The sequence below is a fragment of the Pseudomonas sp. C9-3 genome, from assembly GCF_032392015.1.
Lineage (GTDB): Bacteria > Pseudomonadota > Gammaproteobacteria > Pseudomonadales > Pseudomonadaceae > Pseudomonas > Pseudomonas nitroreducens.
The window spans coordinates 655,987-672,006 of sequence record NZ_CP135919.1; the positions used below are offsets into that span (position 1 = coordinate 655,987).

The window sequence follows — 16,020 nt, forward strand, 5'->3', positions numbered from 1 at the left end:
CCCGCGCAGCGCCGGCCCTTCCGACAGGCCGGAGGGCTTGGCTTAGGGCTGGGCTGGCGGGCAGGGCGCCAGGGTTGTTCAGACCCTGGCGCAGGAGCCCGGCTCAGAGAGCCGGTTGATCCTCGGCGCGATAGATTTCGCGGCCTTCAAACAGGGTGTGGAGCACGCGGGCCTCGTCCAGTTGCTGGTCGGGCACGGTGAACACGTCGCGGTCGATCACCACCATGTCGGCCTGTTTGCCGGGGGCCAGGGTGCCGATCTTGTCGAGCAGGCCGATGGTCTGTGCGGCGTTGCGGGTGTAGGCGTAGAACATGGTCTGGCGGTCCACGCGCTCGGCGGCGTTGAGCACGCCTTCCTCGCCCTGGCGGGTGACGGCCTGGTAGATGGCCTTGAGCGGATCAGGCGTGGACACCGGCCAGTCGCTGGCGCCGGCGATGGTGGCGCCGTTGTCCAGCAGGGATTTGGCCGGGTACATGTAGCGGTAGGCCTCGTCGGCGATGTAGGGCTTCACCAGCTCCACGGTGTAGGGCTCGGCGGTGGCCCAGTCGAGCTGCATCGAGGCAATGACGCCGAGCTCCTTGAAGCGCGGGAAGTCCTTGGGGTTGACCAGTTGCAGGTGGGTGATCGAGTGGGTCACGCCGCTCTGCCGGTCCTTGCGCGCCTGGGCGAAGCCGTTGAGGGATTCGCGCACCGCGCGGTCGCCGATGGCGTGCACGTGCACCAGCCAGCCGCGCGCATCGGCGGCGCTGACCAGTTCGCCGAAGTGCTTGGGATCGATCAGCAGTTCGCCCGGCTTGTGGCTGTTCTTGTAATCCTCCAGCAGTGCGGCGGACTGCGCGGGGAATTCGATCACGCCATCGGCGAAGACCTTGATGCCCGGCAGTGTCAGGTTCGGGATGCCCTGGAACTGCTGGCGGACCTTCTCGATCACTTCCAGATCGGCCGGCGTGCTTTTCGGGTTAACCACCTGCAGCGCAGCGACGTGGGCGGTGAGCTGGCCGTCACGGGCCAGGTCGCGGTAGACCGGCAGCACGCCGACGGTCTTCTCGGTGGGCTTGATGGCGAACAGCGCTTCGCCGGGCGTGCCGTTGGCGGCCGGGTCCATCCAGGCGGTGATGCCCAGGCTGTTGTTGTACTTCACCGCGGCCACGCCGGCGCGGTCCATGGTGGCGGTGTCCGGAACCGGCATGGCGGCGGCCACCAGGTCGAAACCGGAGTCGACCAGGAAACCGGTGGGGTTGAAGTCCTTGTCGTGGGCGACGTTCTGCTGTTCCAGCGGGCTCAGGCCGCGCAGGCGCTTGGCGTCCAGCCCGGCGCGCTTGAGCATGGCGGCGTTGGCCCAGGCGGTGTGGTGGTCGCTGCCGATCAGCACCACCGGGGTGTCCTTCCACTCGCCCTGGTTGAAGCGCTTGGCCAGGCCGTCGGCCTGGGACCAGTAGGTGGAGTTCATGCCGTTCATGACCACGGTGTCGTGCACCTTGGCCTTGCCGTTGTCGCGGTCCTGCTTGAGGCGCTTCTCGAAGGCGTCGAGGTCCATCTGCTCATCCAGCAGGCTGGCGGAGATCAGCTCAAGGCCGCCGAAGATGGAGTGCGAGTGGCTGTCGATGAAGCCGGGCATCAGCACCTTGCCGCCCAGGTCGACCTGCTTGCTGCCGGTGCCGGCGAGCTTGCGGATGTCCTCGTTGGAGCCCACCTGCAGCACCTTGCCGTCGGCGATCGCGACGGCCTGCTGCAGCGGCTGGCCGGGTTCGGCGGTGAAGACCTTGGCGTTGTACAGGATCAGGTCCGCGTTCTGTGCCTGTGCTTCAAAAGTACCGAGTGCGATGGCGAGCGCCAGCGCTCCCTTGAGCATGCCGTGCATGACTTCCCTCTGCTTTTCGATGGATTATTGTTGGTCTGCAGCGCAGGCTAATGGCGTGGCGTGTGCCGCGGAAGTCGCTAACGGGCATAACACTTGTGAAGGATTGGCACGAATGACGATGGACAGATTCAGCAGCCTGGCAATGTTCGTCGCCAGTGCCGAGACCGGCAGTTTCAGCCGTGCCGCCGAGCAACTGGGCAAGACGCCCTCGGCGGTGACCAAGGCAGTCGGCCAGCTGGAAATCGAAGTCGGCGCGCGCCTGTTCGAGCGCACCACGCGCAGCATGTCCCTGACCGAGGCGGGGCAGCTCTACCTGGATGGTGCGCGCGAAGTGCTGGCGCGGATGCGCGAGACCACCGAGGAAATCGCCCAATTGCAGCACAGCCTGCGCGGCGTACTGCGCATCACCGGCCCGCTGATCGTCGGCCCGGTATTCCTCGACCAGGCCTGCGCCGAGTTCCTCGATCTGCACCCGGACGTGCGCCTGCAGGTGGACCTTTCCGACAGCTACGTCGACCTGCTCGACGGCCGCTACGACCTCGCCCTGCGGATGGGCAACAGTGACCTGCCGGGGCTGATCGCCCAGCCGCTGGCCGAAAGCCGGCTGGCCATGTGTGCCAGCCCGGCGTACCTTTCGCGGCGCGGCGCGCCAAGGCATCCGAGCGAAATCATCGACCACGATTGCCTGGTCTATCGCCACCCGGCGCTGGATGACCGCTGGTGGTTCGACGTGGGTGGCACGCGCTTTTCCACGCCGCGCAATGGCCGGCTGAGCAGCGACAACCAGGCCACGCTGCTGACCGCGTGCCTGGCCGGGCATGGGCTGCTGCCGTGCCCGCGCTGGAGCGTGCTCGAACACCTGCGCAGCGGGCGCCTGGTGACGGTGCTGGATGACTACTTCTTCGAGCCCGACACCTTCGGCGCGCAGATTCTTGCGGTGTACCCGAGCAACCGCCGGGCGACGCGCAAGATCCACGCATTCATCGAGCACCTGCGCGAGTACCTGCGGCGCGATGGCATCCGCTAGACACGTTTCAGAGCACGCTCAGCTCCAGTCGATTGCGGCCGTTGGCCTTGGCTCGGTAGAGCGCGCGATCGGCCTGTTCGAGCAGTTCCGCCAGGTCGCTGGCGCTATCTGTGCTGACCAGCCCGATGCTGGCTGTGACTCGTAGTACCTCGCCCTCGACCTCAAGGCTGAAGTGCTGAAGGATTTCCCGAAGCCGCTCGAAAAAATGCCGGGCGGCGGTGGCGTCGGTGTTGGGTAGCAGGAAGACGAACTCCTCCCCACCGAAGCGTGCGAACAGGTCGGTACTGCGTGCCTGCTGACGACACAGCTCGCTGAAGCGGCTGAGGACCTGATCGCCGGCCGCATGGCCGTGCTGGTCGTTGATGCGCTTGAAGTGGTCGAGGTCGAGCACTGCCAGGCTCAAGGGCGTGCCGTAACGCGCGCTGCGCGCCAGCTCCCGTTCCGCCTGGGCCTGGAAGGCCCTGCGGTTGAGCGCATTGGTCAGCGGGTCGAGGGTGGCCAGTTGGCGCAACTGGTTTTCCAGCGCCTTGTGGTGGCTGACGTCGCGGATTTCCGCGACGCGCTGTTGCCCGTCGGCCAGGCGTTCGACGCTCAGTTCGGCAGCGAAGGTGCTGCCGTCGTCACGCATGGCGAGGATGTCATGGGGCTTGCCGTCGGCGAGGTGCAGGCATTGCTCGACGTCGTCGGCGGCCTCGCTGGCGAACAGTTCGCGGAAGGGTTGGCCGATCAGGCGCTCGCGAGGCCAGAGCAGCATGCGTTCGAGCATGGGGTTGGCGTCCACCACGCGGCCGTCGCGCAGCACCAGCATGCCGGCATGGGCAACCTGCATCAGGCGCTCGAAGCGTTCGGCGCTGGCCGCTGCATCGCGGGCGTGGCGCTGGCTGTCGGCGAGGATCCGGCGCATGGTCATCAAGGCCATGCCGACCAGGGCGATCACCCACAACGGAACACCGAAGTTGTAGGGCAACAGGTAGCTGAAGGAACGCGTGACGTCGGCGTGCTCGACGCCTTGCAGACCGTCGTGCAGGCCGATGGCGGCTCGCGTCAGGGTAACCAGGGCATAGCCGCCCAGGGCAATCGCGACGAAGCGGCGCACACCGCGCAGCTCGGCCTCTCCCTGGGCCCGCAGCAGCACGCGGCAGGCCTGGATCGGCAGCAGGCCGCCAATCCCCGCGTAGATAGCGATGAGGTACTCGGAGTTGATCGGCGCGACCCACCAGTGCCAACACAGTGCGGCTGTCATCGCGCCGGCGCTGGCAGGGACGGTCCACCAGGGCGGCGGCAGGCCGAGGAAGCGGTACACGCCCAGCATCAGGAGTGCTTCGCCGGCCAGTTGGGTGGCATTGCCCAGGATGTTCAGCAGCTTGCTGCCGCTGGCCATGAAGCCCATGAACAACAGGATGCCGACAATCAGTGTCCAGGCGCCCCCCATCCACAGGCCGGGCCCGCGGTAGGGCCGGGCGAAATACCAGAGACCGGTGCAGGCGATGGCGCTGGCGAGCATCAGGTTGAGGCCGAGCAACATCGGCGAAAAATACAGGGAGTCCACGGCCCCAACCTCCTTGTGTGGTGGTCGTGGATTCTGCCAGCGCCGCAGGCGTCTTGTCAGTGGCCGGTCAGAGCAGGGCGCCGGCCCAGGCGGAGACCAGCAGCAGGATCGCCATCAGCTGGTTGAGCCGCTGCATCTGCCGGGGTGAGAGCAGGCGCTGGCTGCCGATGCCCAGGCCGGCCCAGATCGCGGTGCAGGGAATCGACACGAGGAAGAACAGCAGCGACAGCAGTTGCACGCGGTCCAGTCGATCGACTCCATGGCCGGCGTACACGCTGATCACTGCCAGTGCCATCATCCAGGTCTTGGGGTTGACCAGTTGCAGCGCGGCAGCGCCGAGCGCTCCCAGGCGCGCGGTGTCGGTATCGCGCGCCAGGTTCGCCGGCGGGCTGCGGAAAATCTGCCAGGCCAGCCAGCTCAGCCAGAGTACGCCGGCCACGCTCATCGCCTGCTGCACGAGCGGCGCGCTGGCCAGCACTTCGCCCAGGCCGCTGCCCACCGCCAGCACCAGCGCCGCGGCGGCCACGCAGCCGCCGAACATGATCGGCAGCGCGGCGCTCCAGCCGAAGCGCGCACTGTTGCTGAAGATCAGCAGGTTGGTCGGCCCCGGTGTGATCGAGGCGACGAACGCGAAGAGGACGAAAGGCAGCCATTGGCCGAGCTGCGAGAGGTGCATGGTGGGAACTCCAGTGAATCCGTGGGAGTTCATCTTCGCCAGCGCGGCGGGCTCAGTCTGGAAGCTTTGAGCAGCGCTTGCGGTAGTAGGCCGGCGTTACCCCGTAGGCGCGGCGGAACCAGCGGCCGAGGTGGCTCTGGTCGGCGAAGCCGAGGTCGGCGGCGATGTCCGCCGGCGCCAGGCCGCGGCCGAGCAGTTGCCGTGCGCGGGCCAGGCGCAGCTGGATCAGGTAGGCATGGGGCGGCAGGCCGAAGGCCTGCTTGAAGGCGCGGGTCAGGCGGAAGCGGTCGCAGCCAGTGGCGCGGGCCAAGTCGTCGAGGCCGATGTCGGCGGTCAGGTTGGCGTGCAGGAAGTCCCGTGCGCGTTGCGCCACCAGCGGCAGCTGCGCCGTCGTGGTATCGCGTTGGCGCCAGTGCAGGTGTTGAGTCATGCCGTCGAGCAATTCGTCGACGGCGCTCTGGCGGACGATCTTCAGGTCGTTGCCGTGTACCGCCTGGAAGGCGTTGTCGATGCGCCGAGCCAGTCGCGGGTCGTCGATCAGCAGCTCGGGTACGGCCAACTGGCAGTTGCCCGGCGCTTCCTCGAACAGCGTGCCGATCTCGCGCTCCAGCCAGGGGGCGTCGAGGTAGAGCATGCGGTAGGTGAAGCCGCCTTCGGTGGGCGCGTCGCCGTCGTGGATGTCGCCGGGTTCGAGGAAGAACACCTTGCCGGCAGTGCTGATGTGGCGCTGGTTGCGGCTGTTGAACTGCTGCACGCCGGACTCGGTGAAACCGATCAAGTAGCTGTCGTGCCAGTGCGGATCATAGGCGTGGCCCTTGAAGTGCGCGCGCAGGCTCTGGATGCCGGTGTCGGCGTCCTGCAGCAGGTCGATCCAGTTGTCTTTGTGCAAGGGCCGCCTCCGCATCGCTATTGCCTGCCCGGTCGGCCAGCATAGCGCGCGGCGAGGAAATTTCTGGAAGATTCGTGCAGCCGGTGGTCGAGTATCGTGAAGCCTCTGTACCGACGATAAGATGCGCCCGGAAGAAAAGGCGAACGCCAGGAGGGAACCGTTCATGGGGCAGGAATACAACCTGGCGCTGGTGGTCGCGGCAGCGCTCAGTGCCACCGCCGCCGCGCTGCATGTTGGGGTAGTGGTGGTCGGGCCGCGTTGGTACCGGCTGTTCGGCGCCGGGGAAAAGCTCGCCCGTGCCGCCGAAGCCGGGCGGGTCTATCCGGTACTCATCACGTTCGCCATCGCTTTCGTGCTGTTCACGTGGGCCGCCTACGCACTTTCCGGGGCGGGAGTGCTGGCGCCGTTGCCGCTGCTGCGCCCGGCGCTAATGGCGATCGCGCTGGTCTATCTGCTGCGTGGCCTGGCCGGCCCGCTCATCCTCAGGAACACCGGGCGTAGCCAGCGATTCATCTACGTCAGCTCGGCGATCTGCCTTGGCTTCGCGCTCGTGCACCTGGTGGGGCTGGTGCAGGTGTGGAGTCGGCTGGGATAGCGACGCTTTTTTGTTGCGGATCGGGGCGCCCGTTGCGGGCGCCCCGTCTTCTGCCTGTCAGCCAGGCATGGCGTCGAAACTGTCGCTGCGCGCCATGCGCCAGATGCGCTCGTAGAACTCGCCCTCGATGTTGCCGGAGAGCAGTTCACCCGGCTTCAGGAAGTAATGCAGGTGCGAGAACAGGCGGATTTCGGTGGCCGAGACGCGGCGTACCAGATGCCGCGCTTCCAGCTCCGAGGGGTGGCGGATGCCGGCGGCGGCGATCATCTCGGCCAGGCCCTTGAGCGTGTTGCGGTGGAAGCTGTAGACGCGCTCGGCCTTGTCCGGCACCACCAGGGCGCGCTGACGCAGCGGGTCCTGGGTGGCGACGCCGGTGGGGCACTTGTTGGTGTGGCAGCTCTGGCTCTGGATGCAGCCGATGGCGAACATGAAGCCGCGCGCCGAGTTGGCCCAGTCGGCGCCCATGGCCAGCACGCTGGCGATATCGAAGGCGCTGACGATCTTGCCGCTGGCGCCGATGCGGATCTTGTCGCGCAGGTCCAGGCCGACCAGCGTGTTGTGCACGAACAGCAGGCCCTCGCGCATCGGCAGGCCCATGTGGTCGGTGAACTCCAGGGGCGCGGCGCCGGTGCCGCCTTCCTTGCCGTCGACGACGATGAAGTCGGGGAGGATGCCGGTCTCGTGCATGGCCTTGGCGATGCCCATGAATTCCCATGGGTGGCCGATGCACAGCTTGAAGCCCACTGGTTTGCCGCCAGAGAGTTCGCGCAGCTGGACGATGAAATCTAGCAAACCCTTGGGCGTGCTGAAGGCGCTGTGGGAGGAGGGCGAGATGCAGTCCTTGCCCATGGGCACGCCGCGGGTGGAAGCGATCTCCTCGGTGACCTTGTGCTTGGGCAGGATGCCGCCGTGACCTGGTTTGGCGCCTTGGCTGAGCTTGATCTCGATCATCTTCACCTGCGGATCGACCGCCTGCTTGGCGAAGCGCTCGGGGCTGAACGTGCCGTCATCGTTGCGGCAGCCGAAGTAGCCGCTGCCCAGCTCCCAGGTCAGGTCGCCGCCGTACTCACGGTGGTAAGGGCTGATGCTGCCCTCGCCGGTGTCATGGATGAAACCACCGAGCTTGGCGCCCTTGTTCAGCGCGCGGATGGCGTTGGCGCTGAGCGAGCCGAAGCTCATCGCGGAGATGTTGAACACCGAGATGGAGTAGGGCTGCTTGCACGCCGGGCCGCCGACGCTGACGCGGAAGGTGCAGGGGTCGGCCACCGGCGCCGGGCGAATGGAGTGGGCGATGAATTCGAAACCCGACTGGTAGACGTCGATCAGCGTGCCGAAGGGCTTGTCGGCGGTCTCGTTCTTCGCCCGCGAGTACACCAGGGCGCGCTGGGCGCGGGAGAAGGGCAGTGCCTCCTGGTCGCCTTCGAGCAGGTATTGGCGGATTTCCGGGCGGATGGCTTCCACCAGGTAGCGGATGTTGCCGAGGATCGGGTAGTTGCGGCGCACCGCGTGGCGTTCCTGCAGCAGGTCGAAGACCCCGAGCACGCTCAGGGCGAGGGTGGTCAGGGTAAAGGGCCAGACCCAGTCATGCCCGAGGAAGGGCAGGCTGAGCACGGTGAACAGGACGCAGGCGGCAAAAAAGGCATAGCGGCTTAGGAGCGACAGGTTCATGGAATCTCCAGTCGTCAGGCTTTGATCACGGTCAGGTTGGCCGAAAGGGCCGCCACAGAGCATGGCAGGCATCGCGCGAACGTGCCTGGGCGAAGGTCAATGCGACGGGCTTTCGGAGGTATTTCTAGTTCTGGCGGGCACCGACGGTAGCCCGAAGCGAGAGAAAAAGAAAGCTAGCTAACGATTTTCTCCGGCGCTGAGAAAGCTTGTTTCGGGCGGTGCAAGAACGGTGGCATTCGTCCCTGGGCCATTCGCGAGCAAGCTCGCTCCTACGAAGAGCGCGCCGGCGTCAGGCCTGTAGGAGCGAGCTTGCTCGCGAACCGTATCCCGTCGGACTAACAGGCGATCACATTCACCGCCAGCCCGCCCTTCGAGGTTTCCTTGTACTTGTCCATCATGTCGCGCCCGGTATCGCGCAGGGTGTCGATGGCCTTGTCGAGGCTGACCAGGTGCTGGCCGTCGCCGCGCAGGGCGAGTTGGGCGGCGTTGATGGCCTTGAGCGAGGCCATGGCGTTGCGCTCGATGCAGGGCACCTGGACCAGTCCGGCGACCGGGTCGCAGGTCAGCCCGAGGTTGTGCTCCAGGCCGATCTCGGCGGCGTTTTCCACCTGCTCCAGGCTGCCGCCGAGGACTTCCGCGAGACCGCCAGCGGCCATGGCGCAGGCCGAACCCACTTCACCCTGGCAACCGACTTCGGCGCCGGAAATCGAGGCGTTGAGCTTGCACAGGATGCCGATGGCGGCGGCGGTGAGCAGATAGCGCTCGATGCCTTCGGCACTGGCGTTGGCGTCATAGCGCGCGTAGTAGTGCAGCACCGCCGGGACTATGCCGGCCGCGCCGTTGGTGGGGGCCGTCACGACGCGCCCGCCGGCGGCATTCTCCTCGTTCACTGCCAGCGCCCAGAGGTCCACCCAGTCCAGGGCGCCCAGGGTGGTAGCAATCAGGTTGCCGCTGTCTGCTTCATTCAGCCGGCGATAGAGCATGGGCGCGCGGCGGCGCACCTTGAGGCCGCCGGGCAGTGTGCCTTCGGTTTCCAGGCCGCGGTTCACGCAGGCCTGCATTTCCTCCCAGATATGCGCAAGACCGGCATGGATTTCCTCGTCGCTGCGCAGCGCGCGCTCATTGGCCCACATCAGGTCGCTGATGCGCCGGAAACCGTGCTCATGGCACAGGCGCAGCAGTTCCTCGGCGCTGTGGAAGGGGTAGGGCATCGGATTGTCCGGGAGGGCGCGGTCGGTGTTGAAGTCCGCCGCATCCACCACGAAGCCGCCGCCGACCGAGTAGCAGATGCGTTCGGCCAGCAGCTCGCCGTTTTCGTCCAGCGCCCGCAGGTGCAGGCCGTTGGGATGGGCGGGCAGGCTGTCGTCGTGGAAGACCAGTTGCCGCGCCGGATCGAAGTCGATTTCGTGCAGGCCGCCAAGACGCAAGCGATGGCGCAGCAGGATGTCGTCCACCTGAGGGGCGAGGGCAGCGGGGTCGGCTTCCGCCGGGTCGATGCCGAGCAGTCCGATCAGGCAGGCGCGGTCGGTGGCGTGGCCCTTGCCGGTGGCGCTGAGGGAGCCGAAGAGATGCACCTCGACGGCCGTGGTTCGGGCCAGCAGGCCGTCGTTGCGCAGGCGGTCGACAAACTCGCGGGTGGCGCGCATCGGCCCAACGGTGTGCGAACTGGACGGGCCGACACCGGGTTTGAACATGTCGAAGACGCTGAGGGTCATGGGGATTCCTCCTGTCTTCCAGCATGGACCTGTATGGCCTTGAATGCTCACCGACCGCTCGACGGCTGGCGTCCGTTGGACACCATTCGCGGGCATGGGCCGCTCCTGCAGGGAGAGCATCGTAGGATGGGTGGAGCCTAGGCGATACCCATGCTGTCCCGGCAGCGATTGATGGGTATCGCTGCGCTCCATGCCATCCTACGCAAGCTGCCTCAGCCTTGCGCCTGCAGGAACAGCGAGAACAGCTCGGACTGCGACTTGATCCCCAGCTTGGCGTACATGTGCTTGCGGTGGACCTTCACCGTCTCGGCGGAGATCGCCAGCTTGCGGGCGATTTCCTTGCTGGAGCAGCCGCTGAGCATCAACCGGCCCACCTCCAGCTCGCGCGCGGTGAGCGGTGTTTCCATCTGCTGGGCGGTGGATTCCAGGCGGTTCTGCCAGCGTGGCGGCGGGGGCGCTTCCTGGACTTCGCGTTCGAAGGCCATGCGCTGGCGCATCAGGCCGGCGACCCAGGGTTGTACCAGGGCGAGCAGGGCGATCTGCTCCGGAGTGAAGCGGCCCTTGCTGCCCACCGAACAGCAGAGGGTGCGCTCGCCGTCGAGTTGCACGTTGATCTGCACTTCATCGGCCACCACGTTGAGGCTGAAGTAGCGCTGGTAGTAATCGGTCTGCTCGAACATTTCCGGCGCCACGTCGTCCAGGCGGAACAGCCCGCTGCCGGGCGCCTCGCGGCTGGCGATGTAGAAGGGGTCGAGCAGGTACAGGCCCTTGAGGTAGTCCTGGAACAGTGAGTCGGGGCCGCCGTCCTCGCCGGGGCATTCGGCGAACACCTGGGGCCTGCCATTGCTGAAAAGCAGCACGACCCAGCTGTCGAAGGGCACATACTGGCCCAGCAGGCGCACCAGCGAGGTCCAGAAGTTCGGCTTGTCCAGCGCTTCGATCAGCTGCCCGACCGAGCGGTGCCAGGCGATATCCTGAAGGGAAAGGCTCATGACTCTACCCCCGATGGGTTACCACGCGGGCGTAATTACCCGGTGATGGCACGCCCGGCATACTCGGTGGATGCCTTGAGCCGGCGCGGTGCGCATTTTGACCGACAGCGCCCGATCACCGCAAAGACAAGAATCCGAGGAAGCCCCATGAAAGTAGAGCTCGTCCAACTCGCCGGCCGTGATGGCGATGTGGCCTGGAACCTGGCCCGCACCCTGGAGGCCATCCATGCCTGCGCCGACGACACCCAATTGGTGGTGTTCCCCGAGACCCAGCTGACCGGCTTCCCCACCGAGCAGAACATTGCCGCCATCGCCGAGCCGATCGACGGCCCCAGCGTGCAGGCCGTGCAGCGTGCCGCGCGGGAGAAGAACATCTCCGTCGCCGTGGGCTTCGCCGAAGCCGCTGACGATGGCCACTTCTACAACACCACGCTGCTGATCACCCCCGAAGGCATCGCCCTGAAGTACCGCAAGACGCACCTGTGGGCGTCGGACCGCGGCATCTTCACCCCCGGCGACCGCTACGCCACCTGCCTGTGGAACGGCATCCGCGTCGGCATCGTGATCTGCTTCGACATCGAGTTCCCCGAGTCTGCCCGCGCCCTTGGCCAGCTGGGCGCCGAGCTGATCATCGTGACCAACGGCAACATGGACCCCTACGGCCCGACCCACCGCACCGCGATCATGGGCCGCGCCATGGAGAACCAGGCCTACGCCGTGATGGTCAACCGCGTCGGGGCAGGTGATGACGGCCTGGTTTTCGCCGGCGGCAGCGCCGTGGTTGACCCGTACGGCCAGCTGATCGTCGAGGCCGGTCGCGAAGAGTGCCGGCAGATCGTCGAGCTGGACTTCGAACGCCTGGCGCAATCGCGCCGCGACTACAGCTACCTGGGCGAGCGCCGTTTCGTGCTGCCCGGTGAGATGCGTGAGCACGCAGACGGCTTGCGCGAGCTGATCATTCCCGCCTGAGTTTCCTTCCGGCTCCGCTGCAAGGGGGCCGGGGCGCAGGGCCGCGCCAGTCAAGCGAATCATCAAGAACGACGGGTGCCACGAGCACCCGCGAGGCCTGCGGGTGAGTGCAGGCCGGCAACCCAAGTACTGCCATAACAAACACAACGCGGAGTAAGCAGTAATGGCTCGACTCAAACGAACCCTGTCGCTGGGTTCGGTGGTGCTGTTCGGCATCGCCTACATGACCCCGATCATCGTCCTTGGCACCTTCGGCATCCTCGCCGACGTCACCCGCGGCGTAGTGCCTTCGGCCTACCTCGTCGCCTCTGTCGCCATGCTCTTTACCGCGCTCAGCTACGGGCGCATGGCCGCCGCCTTCCCGGTCGCCGGCTCGGCATACACCTACGTGCGCAAGTCGATCAGCCCGAAACTGGGCTTCCTGGCCGGCTGGGCGGTGCTGCTGGACTACCTGTTCCTGCCCATGGCTATCTGGCTGATCGGCGCGGCCTATCTGCATTCCGCCTTCCCGGCCGTTCCGCAAGCCTTGTGGGTACTGGCCTTCATCGGCGTAACCACTGCGATCAACGTGGTCGGCCTGCGCCTGGCGAAGAACATCAACGGCGTGTTGATGCTGGTGCAGTTCCTCGTGCTGATCGCCTTCGTTGGCCTGGCCATCCACTACATCACCGGGGACGGCAGCCGTCCGCTGTGGACCCTGGAACCCTTCCTCAAGGAAGGCACCCAGCTGCCGCTGATCATGGGTGGCGCGGCCATCGCCTGTTATTCGTTCCTGGGCTTTGACGCGGTCAGTACCCTGACCGAAGAAACCCACGAACCGCGCAAGACCATTCCGCGTGCCATCCTGCTGATCACCCTGATCGGCGGCGGCATCTTCATCGCCGCCAGCTATTTCGTACAGCTGGCGCACCCGTCGGTGGAGTTCCAGAACGCCGATTCCGCCGCCTACGAAATTGCCCGCAACATCGGTGGCGACCTGTTCGTCAGCTTCTTCCTGATCGGCCTGATCGTCGGCCAGTTCACCTCCGGCCTGTCGGCCCAGGCCAGCGCCTCGCGCCTGCTGTTCGCCATGGGCCGCGACGGCGTGCTGCCGCGGCCGTTCTTCGGGCGCATCAGCAAGCGTTTCGAAACCCCGGTGAACAGCATCGTGCTGTGCGGCGTGGTGGCCCTGCTGGCGCTGCACATGGACGTCACCACGTCCACCTCGTTCATCAACTTCGGCGCCTTCCTGGCCTTCAGCCTGGTGAACCTCTCGGTGATCTTCCACTACTACCTGAATGCTGAACGCCGCGGGCTGCGCGAGCTGGTGCTGTTCCTGCTGTTCCCGCTGATCGGCCTGCTCGCCGACCTGTGGCTGATGGTCAGCCTCGACCACCTGGCGATCTGGCTCGGCGCCACCTGGCTTGTGCTCGGTGTGATCTACCTCGCGGTGATCACCAGCGGCTTCCGCCAGCAACCGCCGGAGATGCATTTCGAGGAGGCGTGAGGCCCACGCGGGGCTATGCTGGGGACTCCGAGCCGTGAAGCCCGAGGAGATCCCGCCATGCCCCGCCTCACTCTCTACCATTCGCCTCAGACACGCTCCAGCGGCACCCTGGTGCTGCTGGAAGAGCTGGGCGCCGAGTACGACCTCGAACTGATCAACATGAAGGCCGGCGAACAGCGCAAACCGGCCTTCCTGGCCGTCAACCCGCTGGGCAAGGTGCCGGCGATCCGCATCGGCGAGTCGCTGGTTACCGAGCAGGGCGCTATCTTCATCTACCTCGCCGACCTCTTCCCCCGCGCGAACCTCGCTCCCGCCCTCGACGATCCGTTGCGCGGCCCCTACCTGCGCTGGCTGGTGTTCTACGGCTCCAGCTTCGAGCCGGCCATCGTCGACCGCGCCCTCAAGCGCGATGCCGCACCGCAGGCCATGAGCCCTTACGGCGACTACGACAGCGTGATGCGCGCCCTCGCCGAGCAGCTGGAAACCGGCCCTTACCTGCTCGGGAACCGCATGACCGCTGCCGATGTGCTGTGGGGCGCAGCCCTGCGCTGGACCATCGGCTTCGGCGTCGTGCCCAAGCTGCCGGTGTTCGAGCGTTACGTGGAACTGGTGACCTCGCGCCCGTCCTTCAAGCGGGTTTGGGAGCGGGATGCGCAGTGGTCGGAGGAGCATGCCAGGGTGGCGGAGGCGAAGCCGTCGTGAGCGCTGGCTGGAAATCGCGCGCGCTGGAAAGGTGATGCGCGATTTGAGGAGTTGGTCTCAAGTGGGGTGGGAGTATTCCTTTTCTCGTGTCGGAATATTTTCTCGCCTTCTCGATTGATCAATGATTACCCCAACGCCGCGCCCCCCATCGCGTGGCGTCGGCAACTAAAGCTATTACAAGCCGCTCCTTGATTCATGTCCCCAAGGCCCTCCGCAAGGAGGGCCTTTTTTATGCGCGCGTTTCGGCCGTGCTCAGCCCTTGGCGGCGCTGACGCCTTCGAGGGTAGCGAAGGAAGTGTCCTTCGCGGTCAGCAGGAAATCGCGCATGAAGGGTGCGTCCAGCATGTCGGCGCGGATGGCGGCGAACAGGGTGCAATACAGGCCTTTTTCCCCCAGGCGCTTGGCGGTCACGTAGCCCCGCGAGCTGTACTCGTGCAGCGCCCAGTTGGGCAGGCTGCAGACGCCACGGCCGGAGGCCACCAGTTGCATCATCATCACCGTCAGCTCGGAGGTGCGGACCTGCGCTGGCTCGACATCGGCCGGTTCGAGGAAGCGGGTGAAGATGTCCAGGCGATCGCGCTCGATGGGGTAGGTGATCAGTGTCAGGTTGGCCAGGTCTTCCGGAACGATGAAGGACTTGCCGGCCAGCGCGTGGTGGTTGTCCACCGCCAGCAGCGCTTCGTAGGTGAACAGCGGCACGTAGGTGATGCCGGCGATCTCCACGGGGTCGGAGGTCACCACCAGGTCCAGGTCGCCGCGGGCCAGTGCCGGCAGCGGGGCGAAGGAGAAGCCGGAGGCGAGGTCCAGCTCCACTTCCGGCCAGGCGTCGCGGAATTGGTCGATGGTCGGCATCAGCCACTGGAAGCAGCTGTGGCACTCGATGGCCATGTGCAGGCGGCCAGCAGTGCCGCCGGCCAGGCGCGCCAGGTCGCGTTCGGCGCCGCGCAGTTGCGGCAGCACCGCGTCGGCCAGTTGCAGCAGGCGCAGGCCGGCGCTGGTGAAGCGGACCGGCTTGGTCTTGCGGATGAACAGCGACAGACCCAGGCGCTCCTCCAGTTCCTTGAACTGGTGGGACAGGGCGGATTGCGTGAGGTGCAGGCGCTCGGCGGCCTCCACCAGGCTGTCGGCTTCGCGCAGGGCATGCAGGGTTTTCAGGTGACGGAGTTCAAGCATGGCGCGGCCTCGCCTCAGTATGAGGAAATCTTGATGAAAAGGCGGATCAATTGAGCTGCCCTCATGATAAGCCGGCTGCTGGCGCTTCACCAGCAGGGTTCGCCGGCCTGCCCGCCAGGTTTAATTCACCAGCTCAGATAGAACATGCCCTTGGCCAGCAGGACGATCAGCACCACGTGGGCGAACACGCTGTAGTGGATGCGCCGGGAACGCTGGCCGGTCATGCGCCCGACACGGAATGAATACATGGCGAAGATGAAGTGGCCCAGTACGCTGGTGGCCAGCAGCAGCTTGAGGCTGAGCAGGGTGGCGAAGGGCGACGCCAGCGGCTCGGCCAGCAGCGGCACGTAACGCAGGTGCAGCATGCCCAGGCCGCTGCCGAACAGGGTCAGGATGACCCAGGGCATCACCCGGCGCAGGCGGCGGCCGAGCGCGCCCTCGACCATTTTCATCGCCCGCGCCGGCACATGGGCGTGGATGCTCTCCAGGATCAGCACTTCGAAGAACACCGTGCCGACGAACAGGATCGCAGCGAACAGGTGCAGCACCAGCAGGATGGGGTAGGCCATGGCAGAGCTTCCGAGCGGGGGCTTTTATCTTCGCGACTGTTGGGGGCGGCCTCCCTTGATCCGCATCATGGTAAGGGCCGTCGGCGACCGCTCAGCGCCTTTCATCAAACTGTCACGGACCTGTGGCAGAGCGAGCGACGGAAATTCAT

At 66.1% G+C, this 16,020-nt stretch carries 14 protein-coding genes; 5 read left to right on the top strand and 9 right to left on the bottom strand.

Translation table 11 applies throughout. The features are described 5' to 3' along the window. Window positions 1-103 precede the first annotated feature (103 nt). Window positions 104-1,861, bottom strand: coding sequence for an amidohydrolase (locus tag RS899_RS02960; RefSeq protein ID WP_315809053.1), 1,758 nt, complete (start codon window positions 1,859-1,861; stop codon window positions 104-106). Window positions 1,862-1,979: 118 nt separating this feature from the next. Between RS899_RS02960 and RS899_RS02965 the strand changes: the two genes are divergently transcribed. After that, window positions 1,980-2,888 carry a LysR family transcriptional regulator gene (locus RS899_RS02965; protein ID WP_054909018.1) on the top strand — a complete coding sequence of 303 codons (909 nt, stop codon included), beginning with the start codon at window positions 1,980-1,982 and terminating at the stop codon, window positions 2,886-2,888. Between the two features lie 7 nt (window positions 2,889-2,895). Here RS899_RS02965 and RS899_RS02970 read toward each other — a convergent pair whose 3' ends face one another. From RS899_RS02970 to RS899_RS02980, 3 genes are all read right to left on the bottom strand, one after another. Further along, entirely contained in the window at window positions 2,896-4,437 is a 1,542-nt protein-coding gene (locus RS899_RS02970) for a sensor domain-containing diguanylate cyclase (protein WP_315809054.1), read from the bottom strand. A 67-nt stretch (window positions 4,438-4,504) separates the two neighbouring features. Next, entirely contained in the window at window positions 4,505-5,113 is a 609-nt protein-coding gene (locus RS899_RS02975) for a LysE family translocator (RefSeq protein ID WP_315809055.1), read from the bottom strand. Between the two features lie 52 nt (window positions 5,114-5,165). Beyond that, window positions 5,166-6,002 (bottom strand): AraC family transcriptional regulator, encoded by an 837-nt coding sequence (locus tag RS899_RS02980; RefSeq protein WP_315809056.1) that lies wholly within the window; start codon window positions 6,000-6,002, stop codon window positions 5,166-5,168. A 163-nt stretch (window positions 6,003-6,165) separates the two neighbouring features. Between RS899_RS02980 and RS899_RS02985 the strand changes: the two genes are divergently transcribed. Then, window positions 6,166-6,597: a hypothetical protein gene (locus RS899_RS02985; protein ID WP_315810396.1), complete on the top strand. Its 432-nt coding sequence runs from the start codon at window positions 6,166-6,168 to the stop codon at window positions 6,595-6,597. 57 nt (window positions 6,598-6,654) lie between these two features. On the opposite strand, the gene RS899_RS02990 is transcribed toward RS899_RS02985, so the two are convergent. The 3 genes from RS899_RS02990 to RS899_RS03000 all read right to left on the bottom strand — a co-directional run bounded on the left by RS899_RS02990 (window position 6,655) and on the right by RS899_RS03000 (window position 10,972). Next, window positions 6,655-8,265 (bottom strand): FMN-binding glutamate synthase family protein, encoded by a 1,611-nt coding sequence (locus RS899_RS02990; RefSeq protein WP_054908954.1) that lies wholly within the window; start codon window positions 8,263-8,265, stop codon window positions 6,655-6,657. A 335-nt stretch (window positions 8,266-8,600) separates the two neighbouring features. Beyond that, entirely contained in the window at window positions 8,601-9,980 is a 1,380-nt protein-coding gene (locus RS899_RS02995) for an L-serine ammonia-lyase (protein WP_315809057.1), read from the bottom strand. A gap of 212 nt (window positions 9,981-10,192) precedes the next feature. Continuing rightward, window positions 10,193-10,972, bottom strand: a complete 780-nt coding sequence (locus RS899_RS03000; protein ID WP_054908952.1) for a helix-turn-helix transcriptional regulator — start codon at window positions 10,970-10,972, stop codon at window positions 10,193-10,195. A gap of 147 nt (window positions 10,973-11,119) precedes the next feature. Between RS899_RS03000 and RS899_RS03005 the strand changes: the two genes are divergently transcribed. The 3 genes from RS899_RS03005 to RS899_RS03015 all read left to right on the top strand — a co-directional run bounded on the left by RS899_RS03005 (window position 11,120) and on the right by RS899_RS03015 (window position 14,129). Next, on the top strand, window positions 11,120-11,941 hold the full coding sequence (locus RS899_RS03005; protein WP_315809058.1) for a carbon-nitrogen hydrolase family protein: 822 nt from the start codon (window positions 11,120-11,122) through the stop codon (window positions 11,939-11,941). A 163-nt stretch (window positions 11,942-12,104) separates the two neighbouring features. Continuing rightward, entirely contained in the window at window positions 12,105-13,427 is a 1,323-nt protein-coding gene (locus tag RS899_RS03010) for an APC family permease (RefSeq protein ID WP_054911245.1), read from the top strand. Between the two features lie 57 nt (window positions 13,428-13,484). After that, a complete protein-coding gene (locus RS899_RS03015; RefSeq protein ID WP_315809059.1) occupies window positions 13,485-14,129 on the top strand; it encodes a glutathione S-transferase family protein in 645 nt (214 codons plus the stop codon). 252 nt (window positions 14,130-14,381) lie between these two features. Here RS899_RS03015 and metR read toward each other — a convergent pair whose 3' ends face one another. Beyond that, a complete protein-coding gene (metR, locus tag RS899_RS03020) occupies window positions 14,382-15,302 on the bottom strand; it encodes a transcriptional regulator MetR (RefSeq protein ID WP_054911247.1) in 921 nt (306 codons plus the stop codon). Window positions 15,303-15,427: 125 nt separating this feature from the next. Beyond that, window positions 15,428-15,871 carry a CopD family copper resistance protein gene (locus RS899_RS03025; protein ID WP_054911248.1) on the bottom strand — a complete coding sequence of 148 codons (444 nt, stop codon included), beginning with the start codon at window positions 15,869-15,871 and terminating at the stop codon, window positions 15,428-15,430. Between the last annotated feature and the right edge of the window lie 149 nt (window positions 15,872-16,020).